The sequence below is a fragment of the Bacillus sp. 1A genome, from assembly GCF_052682215.1.
On sequence record NZ_JBQYLZ010000001.1, the window covers coordinates 4,100,846 to 4,118,050 of the forward strand.

Here is a 17,205-nt window from a genome sequence, read left to right on the forward strand (position 1 = left end):
AAATAAGTGATAGCAACTATGATCGCCACTATCGCTTATTTCACATCTCATCTTTTTACTTATTAGTGCCTTTATATAAACAAGGGCTCTTCACCTGAGAAAAGTGCACAAATTTTACTCGTTTTGATTCGAAGCATCTATACCAGCAACTTCACCATTTATACGCTGCTTTTTCAAATCAAAGTATACATCTAAAACTTCTTTTCCAATTATAGAATTAATTCCACTTTTATCGTTATGAAGCCATGGAACTACTACAGAAAATGCTACTTCTGGATTATCATATGGAGCATATCCAACTAACGTTAAGTTGTAGCATTCCATACGTTCTCCTTTTGCATTTCTACCAATTGGATCATCTCCGCCATATACAGTTTGAGCTGTCCCTGTCTTTCCTGCTGGTTTATATGGCGCGTTTTTGAAATACTTCACGCCAGTTCCATCACCTTCTTGGAATACCCATCTAAACCCTTCTTTTATCCGATCAATATGTTCTGTCTTCATATCAATTCGATTTAATACGACAGGCTCTATAGAGCGTATAACTTTGCCAACCTCTTCTTCTTTTATTGATTGCTCTCGTATTTCTTGTACAATTTGAGGTTGCATTCTATAACCACCATTAGCAATCGTTGAAATATATTGCGCCAATTGCAACGGTGTATACGTATCATACTGCCCGATAGAAAAATCTAGTAAAAACCCAGGCTGACTATCTACTTTTCTAGTTTGTCCAATTATTTCATTCGGTAAATCAATACCTGTTGGAACTCCTAATCCAAATTGTTTAAAATAATAGCGCATCGTATCAAATGCTCCTTGTTTTATATCCAACGAACCATTTGGTACGTAATTAACTCCCGCAATTTTTAAAGCTGTCTGGAACATGTATACATTCGAAGATACTTGTAGCGCTCGTAAATCATTAATATTACCAAATCCGGATACATTCCACGATTTCTTAGCTTGTGTACCTTTAAATTTCATAGGTGCATCATAAAATTGATCTCCTGGCTGTATTGCCCCTGTCTCATATCCAGTTAATAAAGTTGCACCTTTTACAGCTGACCCTAGCTCATACGAAGTTGTCATGTTACCTAATGCCAAATCCTCAATCTCTAATTCCCCTTCTTTTTCTACAATTTTTTTGCCTGCCATAGATAAAATCTGTCCGTTATTTGGATTCGTCATGACGACAAAAGCTCGGTCCAACAGTGGCTCTGAACTCTTAAACGCTCTCAAATTTTTCTCTATACTTTCTTCCACTTTCTTTTGTAATTCCATATCAATCGTTAATGTTAAACTATTACCACTTTTTCCTTTAGAGATTATCTCTGTGTTTATAATGTTTCCTGATTTATCAGTAATGTTTCTCACTTCTTCTTTTGTACCGTGTAACACATCTTCATATCGTTGTTCAATATAACTTTTTCCTACACGATCATTACGGTTATATTCACGTACTAAATATGAATCTAAGTTTTCTTTCGGTAATCCTTCTTCACTACTCGTAATATTACCTAACACGGAACGAAATAAATTACCATTTACATAATTACGTTCCCAATCAACTGTTGCATCTACTCCTGGAAACTCAGCAAGGTTTTCACTTATTCGCGCATACTCTTGATCTGTTACATCTTTTTTTATAATTTGTGGTGTTAGTTGATAACCTGAACTCATTTTGCTTTTAATAGCTAACACCTTTAAATCTTGTGCTGTTAATTCTGCCAATTCTAATTCTGTAACACGACTTCGTCTTAAGTCTTCTATTTTTTTATCTAACTCTTTTCCCTCTATTCCCTTATCTTTTAACTTTTCTATATCTTTTTTAGTAATCATTGTCTCCGCACGTTGCCTATTCAACTGCATCCAAAAATCTTTTTTATCGATGTCTGTTAATTTATTTATATCTTGTTCAGTCATTTCAAGTACTTTCGCTAAGTCGTTTGCTGTTTTTAAAATATCTTCACTAGTAATTCCCTTTACCCTTGTATACGTAATCGTACGAAGAGATTTATTATTAACAACTGTTTTCCCTTCTCGATCTAGTATTTGTCCACGTGGAACTGGAATGCTAGTTGTTGCGTTTTGACTGCTTTCTACTTGATTCTTATAAGCCTCTCCCTCTACGATTTGCACTTTTCCTAGCTGCATAATAATAGCTGAAAATAATAAAAATATGCAAAGGAACATTATATTTAATCGTATAGATATATACGTCTTGTTCTTTCCTTTTTGATTCCCCATAAATCCTCCATTTAATTCCTTATATGTTACATACCGATGGCCGGTTATAAATATCGTTTCGACTTTTTTGCTAAATCCTTGTTAGCATTCATACCTTTTCGTTTAGCTACGTAATTCATAACTCTCCTTTCCTATTTTCTCTCTATTTTTTGTCGCTAGCATTAGAAATGCTAAACTGTATACTGGCACTTATAAAACTTACACATAGATTTGCTAAAAACTTTTCATACTGATTATTCCTTTCTTCATGCTGTAATACTTAATAGACAACCTAAATAATAAAGTTGTTCCACATTTACAAAAAAAATTATTAACTATAAGATGGAATAGGCTAAAAAGGGAGGGTTTTATGTTACATACAAAAATAAAAAGATGGAGACTTATAGCGATTCTTTCTATTGTAGGTTTGATTTTAATAATTTTGTTAAAAAGCAATTTCATTTCAATTACTACCGAGACTGCTTCAGCTGAAAGAGGAGAAATTCTTGATCAAAATGGTGTAATACTAGCTACAAATAAGAAAGTTAAGTCTTTATATTGCACTTATAATGATGAAAAACTATCGAATCAAGATACATTAAACACATTGGCTTTTTTCAATCAATTTTCAAGTGAGTTTCAACACGACATTTCTACAGAGGACATAAAATCTCAATTACAACAATCTTGTAAAAAGCAGACTATGAATGATATACCGTTATACTCTGACATAACTGAGAATGAACTTGCATTCATAAACAAAAACAAACCCAATAATGTAATAATCAAAGATGAAGTGATTCGATATTATCCTAAACATGAAATTGGTTCACAGGTAATTGGATATGTAGAAAATGCCCTTAATGTACCCGTTGGAAAAAGCGGGATTGAGCTCCAATATGAAAATGATTTAAGAGGAAAACCCGGAAAAACTCTTATTTTTAAAATGAATAATAAAAAGTTCTTATGGAACATTCAAAAAGTACAAAAAGGAAAAGATGTCCGGCTAGCTTTAGACTCTAAGTTGCAGCAAAAGACAGAGGAAGCATTAAGATCTCAAATCAAGAAAATAACTGATGTTAATGCTGGTTATGCTGTGGTAACCGATGTAAAAACTGGCGCAATTTTAACTATGGCAAACTCGGCAGTTTTTGATCCAAATATATTAAATACACATGTATCACCTAAAATAGAAAACATTAAATCACTTTCGCAAAATAAGGCAATTCAAAAACTAAAGTTCGGTGAATCTTATGTAAATATGGCTTCTACTATAAAGCCTCTTACTATTTTAATCGGATTAAACGAAAAACTTTTCCAACCTGAAGATACTTATTTAGATAAGGGTAGTTTTCAGTATGATAATCAAAATAACATTACGAATGCACCTGGAACGCCAACAGGTGAGATTACACCGAGGCAGGCTATCATTAATTCATCTAACACATTTATGACAGCAAAAGTAGCTCTACCATTATTCAACCAAAATAATGGGAATATAGAAGAAGTTGCAAACTTATGGACAGAGTATTTAAAGCAATTTGGCCTTCGTTCTAAAACTGGGATTGATTTACCTTTTGAAGAAGACGGACAATATGAACTCCATCCATCTAATAAGTTTGAAAATGGAATCTCAGCTTTATTAAATGCCTCTTGGGGAGGAAATGAAGTACACACTCCTCTTCAACTTGCTCAATATGCAGCAACTTTAGCAAGTAAAGGTGATAAATATAAACCTCAAATCGTAAGTGCTATTATTGATCAAAATGGTAAGGAAACAAAAAAGTTTAAACCAATTTTAGAAAGTTCAAATCGTTACCCGGTGAAATTTTGGAGTGTCGTGCAAGGTGGGATGAGCCAAAATATAGAGGAAATTAAAAACTTACCCTTTCATGTCGCAGGTAAAACAGGCATAACAGGTGCTCCGAATGAGCAAGAAAGAATGATAAACCATTCTCTTTTCATTGCATATGCTCCTACCGAAGATCCACAAATTGCCGTTTCTGTCGTTATTCCTGGTAGTAATTCAGAAAAAAACATTGCTGCTCTCGTTACATCAGAAATTTTAGAGTACTGGAATACTCTTCAATAAGAGAATAAAAACATAGAGGAAGGTTCATTAAAGTGAACCTTCCTCTTTACCATATAGAATCTATATTCGTTATTTTCCATTTACCTTCATGATCCTTTTCGAACATGAAAGAATATTTAATATCAGTTAAAACATACTCTTTTTGTACATATCCAGTATTACCGCTAATTGTCGATACTTTTATATATCCATTATTCTGTACATTTTCTGGAATCCAAGCTTTTACCATTTCATTAGATACTTCATATAAAACTTGTGATTCTCGCTTTGGTTCAGCTAAAATTTTCGTTTTATTTCCAGTAACAGTTGCATATATATAATGCGCTTGCTTTGGTTCGTTACTTTCTGTCAATCCACTTGGTACTTTGTATGCTTGCTTTGTATCATTTGTAAATTCTCCCCCCATGGTAAGAGCAACTTGCAACTCATGAAAAATATCTTCATCAAATTTCAATTCATCCTTCTTATAACTCTTCCCTTTAAATAGAACTTCATCATTTAACGCTCTATACAAGTCATTTTCATTTTTTGAATTTGTACTTTGATATAATTCATTCATAAATTGTTTTAATGTTGGATCTTGAGCAGACTCATCTTTAGTTTTAGGCTTAATTTGTGTACTACTTTGGACCGGTGATTTATTATCATCAAGCCATGGTTGTTGAACGATAACAAATAACATTGTACAAACAAAAACAACTATAATAGGGAGAGCTTTTTTACGAAACGGTCTTTTATGTTTTACAGAATTCACTTCATTATTTTCATATATAGACTGCTTTATTTTAAAAATAAATTCTTCTTCATCTTTACGATTCTCCATTGGACCTTTTTTTAATTTACTATACCAGTCAGGATTTTTTTTATTGTTCATCACTACTACCCTCCCCTATTAATTTTGAAACCTTACTTCTCGCTCGGCTTAATCTAGATTTAACAGTTCCAATGGATACTCCTAGTGTTTCAGCCATTTCTTCATAAGATAATTCATATTTCGCGTCTAAAATTATTATTTCACGGTGTTTTTTAGGTAGTTTTAAGACAACATCCCACACTTCATTCATTTCCACTTGCTTGAAAAACTCTTGTTCTGCCGATGGAGATTGCTTATCGTCACTAAAAAAACCTACTAATGATATCCTTTTAAAATAGGAGGATTTCAAATAGTTTATTGCTGTATTTCTTGTAATTTTTAATATCCACGTTTTAATAGATGACTCCTTTCGAAATGAATTCCAATTTTTAAATACCTTTATAAACACATCTTGCGTGATATCATCTGATAAGTGTGGATCTTTCGTAATAATAAATGAATAATTCCATACATCTTGCCAATAGTCTTTTATAACATAGTCAAGCTCATCATGAATACACTTTTCAATAAATGTCTCTTCCATTTCCACACCTCGAACTTATTTGAATAAAGATAAAACTGCCCTCACTTTTATTATGGTTTCAATATATAGACAAGATACAAGTTTCATTTGTTCCGTTCTTTATCTTTTTTTGATAAAAAAATCCTCCTAAAAATGTAAAGGTGTGCAATTACCTTCATAAAATAATCATCTATACATTCTTTTACATGACAGGCTCCGAAAAAACAAGTAAAGCATACAATGTTAAAAATACACTCATAAAAAATCTGATTATTATTTGTGCATTTCACGCAACACTCCACTTGTATCACCTTTTTTCTTAGAGCATACTTATTTGTGTGCTCTATTTATGTTTTACTAAATAACTGTTTTATTAAAATTTAAAATCCCCCTCACTTGTCCCTTTCAATTTGTTTTACTCTTCTATTTACTATTAGCAATACCAACCTTTCAAAAATGAAAACAAAGATAAGTTATCATCTTTATTCAGCCACAACAAAAAGCATTCTCGATTACGGAGAATGCTTTTTCGAAACTTAATTGTTCTTCGTATTGCTCAATTTATACCTTCGTGTGAAGCAAACAATGAATGTAGTAAAAGATTTTACCTTATAGTTACTTATTATTTCTGAAAAACATGTTTTACTTTTTCGCCTGGAACGTTACTCCCCCCTCTTCCTTTTACATCTTCGATCATCATGGTAACAATCATGTCGGGCGCATTTGTATCAAAAGCTGCAAACCATCCAAGTTCTTTTCCGTCTGCTTCTTTCGACTCCTTCAGTTCTGCTGTACCGGTTTTACCAGCAAGAGTTATACCATCAACCTTAGCAATTCTCCCCGCGCCATCAGGATCATTAATGACTTTTATTAATGCGCTCTTTAATATCTCTTGATTCTTTTTAGAAACCACATTTTCTTTCCAATTCCCCGCTACTTTTGCTTCTTTTAAAAGATGAGGCGACGGAATATCCCCTTCATTCACAATGGGTGCATATGTTAATGCTAAATGAAGTGGTGTCATTAATACTTGTCCTTGTCCATATCCCGTGTCTGCTAGTTGAATATCATTTTTTATCCCATCTCTTGCAATGATTGAAATAGGAAATTCGTATTCGATTGGTAATTTTTCATGAAATCCGTATTTCTTAAATTCATTTACATACTGATCTTTTCCCATTTTCAAAGCTTGTTGAGCAAAATAAATGTTATCAGAGTACTTCATTGCCTTATCAAAATCAATTGGACTAGCTTCCTTCACACGTGTTACATAATAATTTCCCCAAGATGAATCTTTTGCCCACTTTAATCCTTGAATTTTAAATTCTTCCTTCGGGTTTATAGTGTTTGTTTCCAAACCAATTGCACCAGTAATCGTTTTAAATACGGAACCTGGTACAAATGCTTGTGTGAAACGATTCATCATTGGTAGTTTCGAGTCGTTATTCCATGCTTCTCGTTGGGCTTTTGATGCTCCTCTAACTATTGTATTTGGATTATAAGCAGGGCTACTTACAAGTGCAATAGTTTCACCCGTTTTAGGATTGACCGCTGCACTAGAACCTGCTTCATTTTTCAACTCATTAAAGATTTTTTCTTGAATTGCAGCATCAATTGTTAACGTAACGTTTTCCCCTTCTTTTGCTTCTTTTTTTGCTACATTTTTAATCTCTTTTCCATTCTCATCTTCTATAAATACGCGTCCACCCTTTTCACCACGCAATGTATTCTCTAGTACTTTCTCTAAACCTGTCTTTCCTACTAAATCATCTGCTTGATACCCTTTTTTTTGAAGCGATTTTAACTCCTCTGCATTCACCTTTCCTATATAACCAGTTAAGTGTGCCGCCGCTTCGCCTAAAGAATACGTACGAACATTTACTGGGCGAGATGAAACTCCTTCTAATTCAATATAATCATTCTGTCTAGTTCCCTCTTTTAAAATACCAATTGGTACAAAGGAGTCTGGTTTTATCCATTTCGCTGTAAGCTTCTGATCGACCTCTTTTATAGACATATCAAGTAATTGAGCTACTATTTCTTTTGTTTGCGCTGCTGTTTCGCCTAGTTTCTCTGGAATAATTCCAACCTCAGTCGCTTTACCATTCGTTGCAAGAGCTTTCCCATTTCGATCATGTATTTCTCCGCGTTTTCCTTGTTCTATTTGCATACGTACTTTGTAATCTTTTTTCATAGCTGGAAAAATAAAATCTGGTGTCCAATCTATTTTCCAAGATTCCTTTTCTTTCACGAGTTTTGCTTCATGGATGAATGAAACTGTTCCTCCATCCGTATCCATCTTAACTTCAAAAAGAAAAAACTCTTTATCTTTAGCATTCTCTCCTTTCGTTTTAATTTTTAAATTCTTAACTCCAATACCCTCATAGATTTTTTGATATTTCTCTGTGAAATCCTTTTTAGAAATCGTTTTTTTGGCACGCTCTGATAAATGATTATACATATTTGCAAATTTTTTATCATTCCATAAATTGATATATTCTTCAAATGTTTGTTTTGGCGGTTTGTTTTTATTACACCCTACCAACATAACTGCAAAACAAAAGAAAACCAGCATCCATAATTTTTTCAATTCAATCTTCTCCCTTTGTTAAAAATATTTATTCCTTTCTTGCTATATTAAATAAAAAATGTTGTAACGCTTAATAGACAGTGTAAGTAATGAGATTGTTCCATATTTACAAAAGAAATTAATTTATGGTTCAGTTGCATTCGAAGGGGAAGATTTTAAAATTCTTACAAATAAAAAAGCAGATCTATTTAGCAATCGGTGTCATTATTAGTGCTGTTTTAACAATTTTATTTAAAATACCTTTTAGTTTGAGTTCTCCGCTCTTATCTTTTTTGTAGATATTTGAAACAAAAAAGACCCCTTATACTAAGGGGCCTACAACAGAAAACAAATAAGTATAAACAGAAAGTATAATTTATAGGCGCTTATATCCTTCTATTTCGCATCAAAACCCCTGCACTGTATGCGACAGGGGGCTTGTTCATTCTAAAGCTTATTTAAAAGAGTCATATACAGGCAAACTACTAAAAATCAATTCAGCAACTTTTACATATCCTTTTGAGTTTGGATGAATCAAATCCGTAGACCAAAGCGTATTATCATTTACTAAATGATGATTCCAAAAGTCAACATGATGAAGCTTATACTCTCTACTCAATGAAAGTATAATTTCATTTGCCTCTAATAATTGTTCTTTTAACACTTGTTTTTTTTCAGAAGAAAAAGGAAGCCGAACTGTAAAATCTGGAAGGTTTGCTATAATAATATCCGCCCCTGCTTTACTTAATGTATCTATCATAAATTCCATATCGTTCTTATATGCATCATGATTCCAACGTCCTTTTAAAACATCGTTTGCCCCTGCAATGAGACTAACCAAATCTGGATTAAAAGTTAACGCCTTTTCCAATTGCTGCGAGCGAATTTCTTTAGTTACTAACCCACGCTTTGCAAAATTGGCATATTCTATATCGTTTACACAGAGTTGAACAAAATGATCTACCCAGCTTTTTAATGCAATTCCCTCAACTTCATCCCCTATCCCCTCTGTAAAACTATCACCAATTGCTACAAATCGCTTCCACATATGTATTCCCCCTTTATTATTAACCATATCTATACTATACAATAGCTCACACCTTAATTGTTATTTCTAAGTGGTTTTCGATTTCAATTACATTCCACTTTAGTATGTTTACATTTAGAACCTAAATTGACCGATTCCTAAGTATACTTAGGAATCGGTCATATTCGTATATTTACTAAAGAAATAAAATCTCCTTAGGAATTATACTTTTTTCAAAAAATTTGTCGTTCTTTGTTTTGCCCAGTTGATACATTTCTTTTCGATTAAATGATACGAAACTATAGAAAAAAGTAGTGTCATTGTAATGCACAAAATAAGAAGGAAAAAGATAGGTATCTTTGTATACAAAAGTTTAAATAGTACCATCATGATTGGAAAGTGGCACAAATAGATACTGTATGAAATTTCTCCTAAATATACAAACACACTCTTATTTAAAAATACTTTTACTTTTAGGTTACTCATAGCCATTATAATAAATATACTAACCCCCATTACGACACCCCAATCTTTTAATAAGAAAGTAGTATCATTACGGGAAAAACCATAAATTAAAATGGAATATAAATATAAAATAATCCCTAATGCAATAAGAAATCCTTTTTTAATTTTTTTCATATTCCTATATGAGTAGATAAGTTTTTCCTGATACTTAAAAAGTAACATTCCAACCATAAACATAGATGTAAAATGCAGTGTGTCGGCATAACCATTATAAAACCCCTCAGCTTTCCCAATATGCAACATATTAAGAAAAACACTAATTAAAGAAAAGCTCACAGCAAATAGTATCGTTTTCTTCCAACTCAGTTTATAAAAAAGAAGGAATAACAAAGGAAACACAATAGATATACGCATTTCTTGAGCCAATGACCAAATAACTGGATTATAATTTTCCGTAAAAAAGTTATTAAGAAGCACAAAGTGGTTTAAAATATCTAATTTCGTTATAGACCCTTGCCACCTATCATAGAACCAATCCCGTAGCCCTACCACTTCATACGGCGAAAACAAAATAAATAAAGCAAAGGTAATGATTATCCAAAAATAATAAGGAATATAGATTCTTACAAATCTCTTAATTAAATATCCCCAATAATTTGTTTTTGAATGATAAAGTGCCATAGATAACACAAAACCACTTAGTACATAAAAAACGATAACAGCTTCCCCACCCGCCCATAAAAATCTCAGTGGGGAAAATTTAATAGAATTAGGCAAAGATGGTAACATTAAACAAAAATGTCCAAATACCACAGTAAGTGCTGCTAACCCTCGTATGGAATCTAATTCTTTTATTCTCTTACTCATAAAATGTTCTCCTTGTAAATTGTAGATTTTGCTGTTCATAAAGGCCGCTATACTAGTGTAGTGGGAGAATTGTACATAATGTCTCTTTAAATCCCTAATATAAGCAGTTCAAAGTCAATCTATGCATCTGTTTTCTGGTCTCCATTTCCTTATATAAATAATTTAAAACAAAATATTTAATACAAAGAAAAGATTTTATTAAATTTTCATAAAATCTAATTACAGAAATAAGTATCTGATATTAATTTTTTATTGTCATTTGATGAAATAATGCATGGTTTTTCTTCATGTACCTTTATTAAATTAACCCTGTACTAGAATGCTTTGAATCAAAGAATTCATAATAAACGCCATCCTTTCTGTATATTTCTACAAAAAGCATAGCGTTTTTTGATTATATGAATACAAATTTATTTTAGCTTGATTGCAATAACAAAGGTTACGAGGAATCCAATTTGAAAATTAATACCATCTTCAATTCCAAGCCGTCCACATAAAAATCTATAATACTTTGAAACTTTTTTGTTTCAGACTATAAAATTAGCTTTTTACTATATCAACCGTACTATCCCACATACCGCTAAAAAAAGATCCGATGTTACGCATAAAACGTGTAAACCAATTTGCTTGTTCTACATCTGATTTTGTTACAAGGTCTACTTGTAATGATTTACCTGATAAGAACCCAGGATCTGTATTATCTTTAGGCGAGATAATCATTTTACTAATTGTTAAACCTTTTTTAATAGGCGCTTCTTGTTCATTATTCGATACTTTAAATTCTTTTTTATAAACGTCTTTGTTACCCTTCGGCATTGGAAGTGAAACAGCTTGCTTCGTTTGAACAACTACATCTTTGTCTTTCGCATTTGCTACACGCACTGTTTCATGTCCTTTTACTACTGAATCTTTTCCATGGACCTTCTTCATTTCAAAATTCGCAAATCCGTAATCATATAATTTCTTCGTCTCATCAAAACGTGCTGTATGAGAATTTGCTTTTATCACTACAGAGATTAGACGCATACCGTTTCTTTCCACTGTACCAGTGAAGCAATCACCGGCTTCTGGAGTAGTTCCTGTTTTCAACCCATCTACACCTTCATATTGCTTAATTAAACCTTTTAACATCATGTTAAAATTCACCATATCAATTGGATACTTGCCACCATTTTGGAATGTTTTTTTGGGAATTTTTGCTGTATCTAATATTTTTGGAAAATCTTGAACGAGACGTTGTGCTAAAATCGCACAATCTCTTGCGGACATTTTATTTTTCTCGTCTGGAGTTGTCCCTTCTGGATGATGTCCCTTTAAATCATAGTTTGTTAAGCCTGTAGAGTTTACAAATTTATAATTTTTCATTCCAAACTCTTTTGATTTATCGTTCATCATTTTTACGAAATCGACTTCTTTTCCAGCAATTTCTTCAACTAAAGCAATTGTAGCACCGTTTGCAGAGTAAATTGCCATTGCCTCATATAACTCTTTTACTGTATAAGAGCCACCATTTTCTAATGGGACGTTTGATAATGAGCGATCTTGCGAAATCTTATATGCATATTCAGAGATTTTAACTTTTTGATCCCATTTAAGTTTTCCTTTATCCACCGCTTCATGAACTAAGTATTCACTCATCATTTTTGTCATACTAGCAATTGCTAATGATTCATCCGCATTTTTTTCATATAAAATTTTTCCGGAATTCGCTTCTACTAAAATTGCTGATCCTGCTTCTACATCTAAAACAGGGACTGTTTCCGCTGTTGCTCTTCCAGATGTAACAATTATGCTACAAAATAGTGTAAGCACTGTTACTATTACAATGATTTTTTTGTAAAACATACCTTTCAATCCTCTTACCTCCAATATCTTTGTACTCAAAAAAAACGATATTCTAGTATAATCCCTATAAAAATAGATAGTTTTATCAAATTCTATATACATATAAGACGTTAGGATCGCTTTCATATAGACCATCCCACACTTTTAGGCGCACTGATACTTTGTATTCCTACACGCATCCCTATTTTTAATACCCTTGTATTTTTCAAAATGATCCGTACTTTCATATTTTTTAGGATTACAATGAATAGACAATCTAAATAATGCGTTTGTTCCACATTTACAAAAAATAAAACCAGTGTATCCCGATTAAATATCGAGACACACTGGTTTTATTAGCTATCAAGGATTTTAATTATTTAATTCAGCTATTTACTATACTCATACCAGAGATGAATTTTCCTTAGTCTAGACTACTAATTTTTTATAATAAAAAAACTACATCCTATATAGAATGTAGTTTCCCTCACAGATTTATCTATTTTTTACTTCCTTGTTATAAAAATCATATAATAATTCAATAGATGAACTAGATAAAAGCGGCATTGCCTTCTCGACTAATTCTCTATCCCAATCAAACCAACGCATTTCCATTAGCATTTTCATTTCTGTATCAGTGAATCGTTTCTTTATTTCCTTAGCAGGATTTCCACCAACTATTGTATACCGCGGAACATCTTTACTTACGACAGATCCTGCCGCAACGATTGCACCTTCACCGATTGTAACGCCAGGCATAATAATAGCATTCATTCCAATCCAAGCATCACTTTTAATGACTGTATCGCCCTTCGGTTCATATGAATGTTCAATTTGCTCAGCGAATGGATATACTGTAATCCATTCTGAGTGATGATTATGATTACCACCCATTAAAATGACTACTCCACTGGCAATACAAACATAATTCCCAATAATGAGTTTATCAAGCTGCCATCCCATCTGTTCAATTGGATTGAAAAGTGCTCGGGACTTAGCATCCCCCCACAAATACCTTACACAGCCATCTTCAAAATTTTGATGACCATAATACCCTGAGTAATAGGAGTACTCTCCTACCTCAATGAGTGGATTTGTTACTATATCTTTTAAATATTTCGTTTCTGACCAATGATTATATAATGGATGCTTCATAACTTTATTCCTCGCTTCTAAGTATTGTAGATTTTTGCAATTTACTTAGAAGCTTACTACGACTGCTACATTTTTTAGCTTTTTCAAACGACGAATCATTATATTCAAGCCTTTCTTTTATAATAAAAAAATCATAACTTGATAATTTACATAAGTCAAATTGTAAAATTATATACTCAAACTTAGGATGTGTATTAAAATTTCAGTTTTAAAATAATCATGTTTTCAAATAATAAATCGCAATTACATATAATAAAGATTTATTAGCTATATCTCTAACTTCTTTCTTATATTACCCTTCACTCCCTCGATATAATTTTATTATTTATTAATTTGTCTGATAAATCAATAAATGTTAATGTGATTATAGAAGATATTATCATCCATTAGATTTCACAGCTAGTTTTTCACAAAAACGATTTCTGAATCCTTAAGTAAATAGGAGGTTTAAAACATGAAACTTTTAAGGCAATCAACAATTATTGGTGCATTGACTGTTGGAGGGTTTTTATTTTCGAATACAATTGGTACACTCCCACCTGTGTCTGCTGAATCGCAACTTACACAAAAAGAATCACGATTTTTAGATAATTGGCGGTGGCAAAGCTATTTTTTATTACATCATAATGCAGATTTTATAGAAGAGTTAGCAGTTGGTGACTTAAAGCATGGAGATACATTCGATGTTACTATATATACTGGTGGTAAGGATACTGGTATTGTAAAAATATATCAATTGAGTGGAAATGAAAATGATGAAATAAACTTGCATAGATATAAAACCATTTATGACTCTGGTTTAAAACATAATTATGGTAGATTTGTAACTCCTATTACTAAGGCTTATAATCCAGGAACATATGTAGCTGTTATGAAACTTGGAGAAAATTATTATTATGGGGGCAGCTTTAAAATTTCAAAATAATTTACGTTTATCTCACCAGTAAATAAATATTGGATACTATTTTTCTTAAACAAAAACCATTTTAAAAACTCCTCTACCTTATATAAGATAGAGGAGTTTTTTGATTGTTTGCCCTTTTTAAGGTTAGAAAAAATCCTTACTTTCTTTATAAATTATCATTTTTATTCAATAACTATTTCGAGTTCTTTAAGTTCTACAAATAGAATATGCAATAGTGCATATTTTATTTGTTCACTCTTTAAACATGCGATAATTTGTTTATAAAAATATTTAAAATTAGTATTGGAAGGAGAATATTACATGTCTTTCTATTCTTGGTCTCCTCTTATTTTCTTAATAGTTGTTGCAATTAGCATTTCTATTCAAAAGTCTAAGAAACAATAATTGATTATTTGGAGGTGTAAAGATGTCATTTGCAGCATGGAGTGCAATTTTTATGACTTTAATCGGAGCAATATCAGGAGCAATCTTTGGTACAATATCCTCTAGAAATAAAAGTGAAAATTAAATACTAACGTAAAAAAGAATTTCTAATAAAGATCAATACAAAAAAGTAGCCTATAAAGTTTTATAGGCTACTCTTCATTTTATGAATATTATTTAACTAATTCTTTCGTCCCCTTCATTACATCAACGAAGAAGCCCCAATTATTCACAACAGAAGAAATACTAATATGTTCATCTGGTGTATGAACGTTAAAAATGTCTGGACCAAATGCAATCGCATCTAAGTCAGGCATCTTTTGAACGAATGCACTACATTCAATACCTGCATGTACAGCGAAGATTTCAGCATCCTTGTTGTATTTTTCTTGATGCACTTTTTCAAACAAATTACGAATTTGTGAATTCGGATTGTATGGCCATTCTGGATACTCTGACTCTATTTCAAATGTTGCACCAACTAATTCGGCAATACATTTAATTTCATCTGCAACATGTTGTTTTAAACTACTGACAGAACTTCTCACTTCATTACGTAATTTAATTTCATCTTGCAACGTTTCAATAACGCCTAAATTTGTTGAACTTTCTACTAGGCCTTTAATATCCATGCTCATACTTTGAATGCCATTCGGAATTAAGAATAATGATGAAATAAGTTGCTTTTGTGTCTCTTTAGCAAATACTTTTTCTACTTTCTCATCCAATTTTGTAAGTGTAACATGAACATCTGGATCAACAGCACGCATTTCTTCTTGTAATACTCTTGTCCATGATTCTAGTTTTTCTTCTACTTTCTCTACATCTTCTTTAGCTAATACAATTGTAGCTACACTTTCACGCGGAATTGCATTTGTTTTTAATCCGCCGTGAACTTCACTTATATCAAATTGAATATTTGCTGATAAATCACGTAATACTCGTCCTAATACTTTGTTCGCATTACCGCGTTGTTTATCAATTTCCATACCAGAATGTCCGCCTTTTAGACCACCAACATATAGACGGTATGCATCCATATTCGCTGGCGCTTCATCCCAAATTACTGGAATTGTTTCAACAGCTTTTGCACCACCTGCGCTACTTACAAGTAATTTATGATCTTCTTCAGAATCAATATTAATAAAGATCTTTCCTTCAAAATGATCTGGGTCAACAGCGAAAGCCCCACCCATTGTCGTTTCTTCTTCAGTAGTAATAACTACTTCAAGTGCTGGATGCGGAATGTCTTTTGCATCTAATAGAGCTAATGCATACGCAACTGCAATACCATTATCAGCACCTAAAGTCGTTTGATTTGCATATAACATGTCCCCAATGATTCGTAATTCAATTGGATCTTTTTCAAAATCATGTACGGTTGCTTGATTTTTTTCACATACCATATCCATATGACCTTGAATGATAATAGTTGGTATATTTTCATAGCCAGTAGTTGCGTCTTTTTTAATAATGACATTCATCGCTTCATCTTGAATCACTTCTAAGTTACGCTCTTTTGCAAAGCCCACTAAATAATCACTAATTTCCTTTTCATTACCCGATCCTCTAGGAATCTTTGAAATTTCTGCAAAATGAAAAAATACAGGGTGCTTTGTTAATTGTTCTAAAGTAGAATACATTTTTAAGCTCCTCTCAAAATGACAAAATAATATGTAAGTCTTTTATCATTATACCATGATTCATTATTTTACCTTTCTTTTAACTTTTTAAAATACTGTTCATTTTATGGGCAACACCCTTACAACATTGTAAGGGTGTTGTAATCTATATCGATTTTTCTCATTTCATAATAGCCGTATACTGTGTAAAGAAACAAATTGAAGAAGATAAAGAAAATGAAAAAGTTTTTATCAATTATTACACTATGTTTATTATTTTCTACTATTACTATTGGATGTGAGCGAGCATCACTAAATCGAATTGGTAAAGATGTATATTACGTGCAGATAGAAGGTGAAGGAACTACCGAAAAAGTAGAAGGTAGAAACTTACGAAACTACACACTGCCTGCTTATGACGAAGACGGAGTAAAAAAACAAATTACATTTAGAAGTAAAAAAACATCAAATGATCATAAATTAAATGAAAATGCATTTTTACGCCTTTATGTAGATCAAGATGATAAGAGCAAAAATGAAATATCATCAATTGAAGTGAAGTCATATGAAGAGGTTCAGGAAGCTGACTTACCTGCAAAAGTAAAAGAAAAGTTAAATGTTAAATAAAAAA

The 17,205-nt window shown here is 32.1% G+C and carries 12 protein-coding genes; 3 read left to right on the forward strand and 9 right to left on the reverse strand.

The features are described from left to right. Nucleotides 1-114: 114 nt before the first annotated feature. On the reverse strand, nucleotides 115-2,250 hold the full coding sequence (locus tag ACUN0F_RS20980; protein WP_445540079.1) for a peptidoglycan D,D-transpeptidase FtsI family protein: 2,136 nt from the start codon (nucleotides 2,248-2,250) through the stop codon (nucleotides 115-117). A 349-nt stretch (nucleotides 2,251-2,599) separates the two neighbouring features. On the opposite strand from ACUN0F_RS20980, the gene ACUN0F_RS20985 reads away from it, so the two are divergent. After that, nucleotides 2,600-4,321: a peptidoglycan D,D-transpeptidase FtsI family protein gene (locus ACUN0F_RS20985; protein WP_264462406.1), complete on the forward strand. Its 1,722-nt coding sequence runs from the start codon at nucleotides 2,600-2,602 to the stop codon at nucleotides 4,319-4,321. A 46-nt stretch (nucleotides 4,322-4,367) separates the two neighbouring features. Here ACUN0F_RS20985 and ACUN0F_RS20990 read toward each other — a convergent pair whose 3' ends face one another. The 7 genes from ACUN0F_RS20990 to ACUN0F_RS21020 all read right to left on the reverse strand — a co-directional run bounded on the left by ACUN0F_RS20990 (nucleotide 4,368) and on the right by ACUN0F_RS21020 (nucleotide 13,604). After that, a complete protein-coding gene (locus ACUN0F_RS20990; RefSeq protein WP_264462407.1) occupies nucleotides 4,368-5,195 on the reverse strand; it encodes an SH3 domain-containing protein in 828 nt (275 codons plus the stop codon). Beyond that, nucleotides 5,185-5,718 (reverse strand): RNA polymerase sigma factor, encoded by a 534-nt coding sequence (locus ACUN0F_RS20995; RefSeq protein WP_264462408.1) that lies wholly within the window; start codon nucleotides 5,716-5,718, stop codon nucleotides 5,185-5,187. Before ACUN0F_RS20995 ends, ACUN0F_RS20990 begins: the two co-directional genes overlap by 11 nt. Nucleotides 5,719-6,319: 601 nt before the next feature. After that, a complete protein-coding gene (locus ACUN0F_RS21000) occupies nucleotides 6,320-8,287 on the reverse strand; it encodes a penicillin-binding transpeptidase domain-containing protein (protein ID WP_445540080.1) in 1,968 nt (655 codons plus the stop codon). A 433-nt stretch (nucleotides 8,288-8,720) separates the two neighbouring features. Next, on the reverse strand, nucleotides 8,721-9,341 hold the full coding sequence (locus ACUN0F_RS21005) for an SGNH/GDSL hydrolase family protein (protein ID WP_264462435.1): 621 nt from the start codon (nucleotides 9,339-9,341) through the stop codon (nucleotides 8,721-8,723). Between the two features lie 174 nt (nucleotides 9,342-9,515). Continuing rightward, nucleotides 9,516-10,664 (reverse strand): acyltransferase family protein, encoded by a 1,149-nt coding sequence (locus ACUN0F_RS21010; protein WP_098155562.1) that lies wholly within the window; start codon nucleotides 10,662-10,664, stop codon nucleotides 9,516-9,518. A 501-nt stretch (nucleotides 10,665-11,165) separates the two neighbouring features. Beyond that, nucleotides 11,166-12,479 carry a D-alanyl-D-alanine carboxypeptidase family protein gene (locus tag ACUN0F_RS21015; RefSeq protein ID WP_445540081.1) on the reverse strand — a complete coding sequence of 438 codons (1,314 nt, stop codon included), beginning with the start codon at nucleotides 12,477-12,479 and terminating at the stop codon, nucleotides 11,166-11,168. 465 nt (nucleotides 12,480-12,944) lie between these two features. Then, a complete protein-coding gene (locus tag ACUN0F_RS21020; protein WP_445540082.1) occupies nucleotides 12,945-13,604 on the reverse strand; it encodes a CatB-related O-acetyltransferase in 660 nt (219 codons plus the stop codon). Nucleotides 13,605-14,058: 454 nt separating this feature from the next. On the opposite strand from ACUN0F_RS21020, the gene ACUN0F_RS21025 reads away from it, so the two are divergent. Continuing rightward, on the forward strand, nucleotides 14,059-14,529 hold the full coding sequence (locus ACUN0F_RS21025; RefSeq protein WP_264462411.1) for a DUF5065 family protein: 471 nt from the start codon (nucleotides 14,059-14,061) through the stop codon (nucleotides 14,527-14,529). A 596-nt stretch (nucleotides 14,530-15,125) separates the two neighbouring features. Here ACUN0F_RS21025 and pepD read toward each other — a convergent pair. Further along, nucleotides 15,126-16,595 (reverse strand): beta-Ala-His dipeptidase, encoded by a 1,470-nt coding sequence (pepD, locus tag ACUN0F_RS21030; RefSeq protein WP_445540083.1) that lies wholly within the window; start codon nucleotides 16,593-16,595, stop codon nucleotides 15,126-15,128. A gap of 216 nt (nucleotides 16,596-16,811) precedes the next feature. Here pepD and ACUN0F_RS21035 point away from each other — a divergent pair, with 216 nt between their 5' ends. After that, nucleotides 16,812-17,201 (forward strand): YxeA family protein, encoded by a 390-nt coding sequence (locus tag ACUN0F_RS21035; RefSeq protein ID WP_353840736.1) that lies wholly within the window; start codon nucleotides 16,812-16,814, stop codon nucleotides 17,199-17,201. The last annotated feature ends 4 nt before the right edge of the window (nucleotides 17,202-17,205 follow it).

Bases quoted from the DNA above. Each gene is read 5' to 3' on its own strand.
- ACUN0F_RS20980 (WP_445540079.1), bottom strand. From the start codon at position 2,250: ATGGGGAATCAAAAAGGAAAGAACAAGACGTATATATCTATACGATTA.
- ACUN0F_RS20985 (WP_264462406.1), top strand. From the start codon at position 2,600: ATGTTACATACAAAAATAAAAAGATGGAGACTTATAGCGATTCTTTCT.
- ACUN0F_RS20990 (WP_264462407.1), bottom strand. From the start codon at position 5,195: ATGAACAATAAAAAAAATCCTGACTGGTATAGTAAATTAAAAAAAGGT.
- ACUN0F_RS20995 (WP_264462408.1), bottom strand. From the start codon at position 5,718: ATGGAAGAGACATTTATTGAAAAGTGTATTCATGATGAGCTTGACTAT.
- ACUN0F_RS21005 (WP_264462435.1), bottom strand. From the start codon at position 9,341: ATGGTTAATAATAAAGGGGGAATACATATGTGGAAGCGATTTGTAGCA.
- ACUN0F_RS21010 (WP_098155562.1), bottom strand. From the start codon at position 10,664: ATGAACAGCAAAATCTACAATTTACAAGGAGAACATTTTATGAGTAAG.
- ACUN0F_RS21020 (WP_445540082.1), bottom strand. From the start codon at position 13,604: ATGAAGCATCCATTATATAATCATTGGTCAGAAACGAAATATTTAAAA.
- ACUN0F_RS21025 (WP_264462411.1), top strand. From the start codon at position 14,059: ATGAAACTTTTAAGGCAATCAACAATTATTGGTGCATTGACTGTTGGA.
- pepD (WP_445540083.1), bottom strand. From the start codon at position 16,595: ATGTATTCTACTTTAGAACAATTAACAAAGCACCCTGTATTTTTTCAT.
- ACUN0F_RS21035 (WP_353840736.1), top strand. From the start codon at position 16,812: ATGAAAAAGTTTTTATCAATTATTACACTATGTTTATTATTTTCTACT.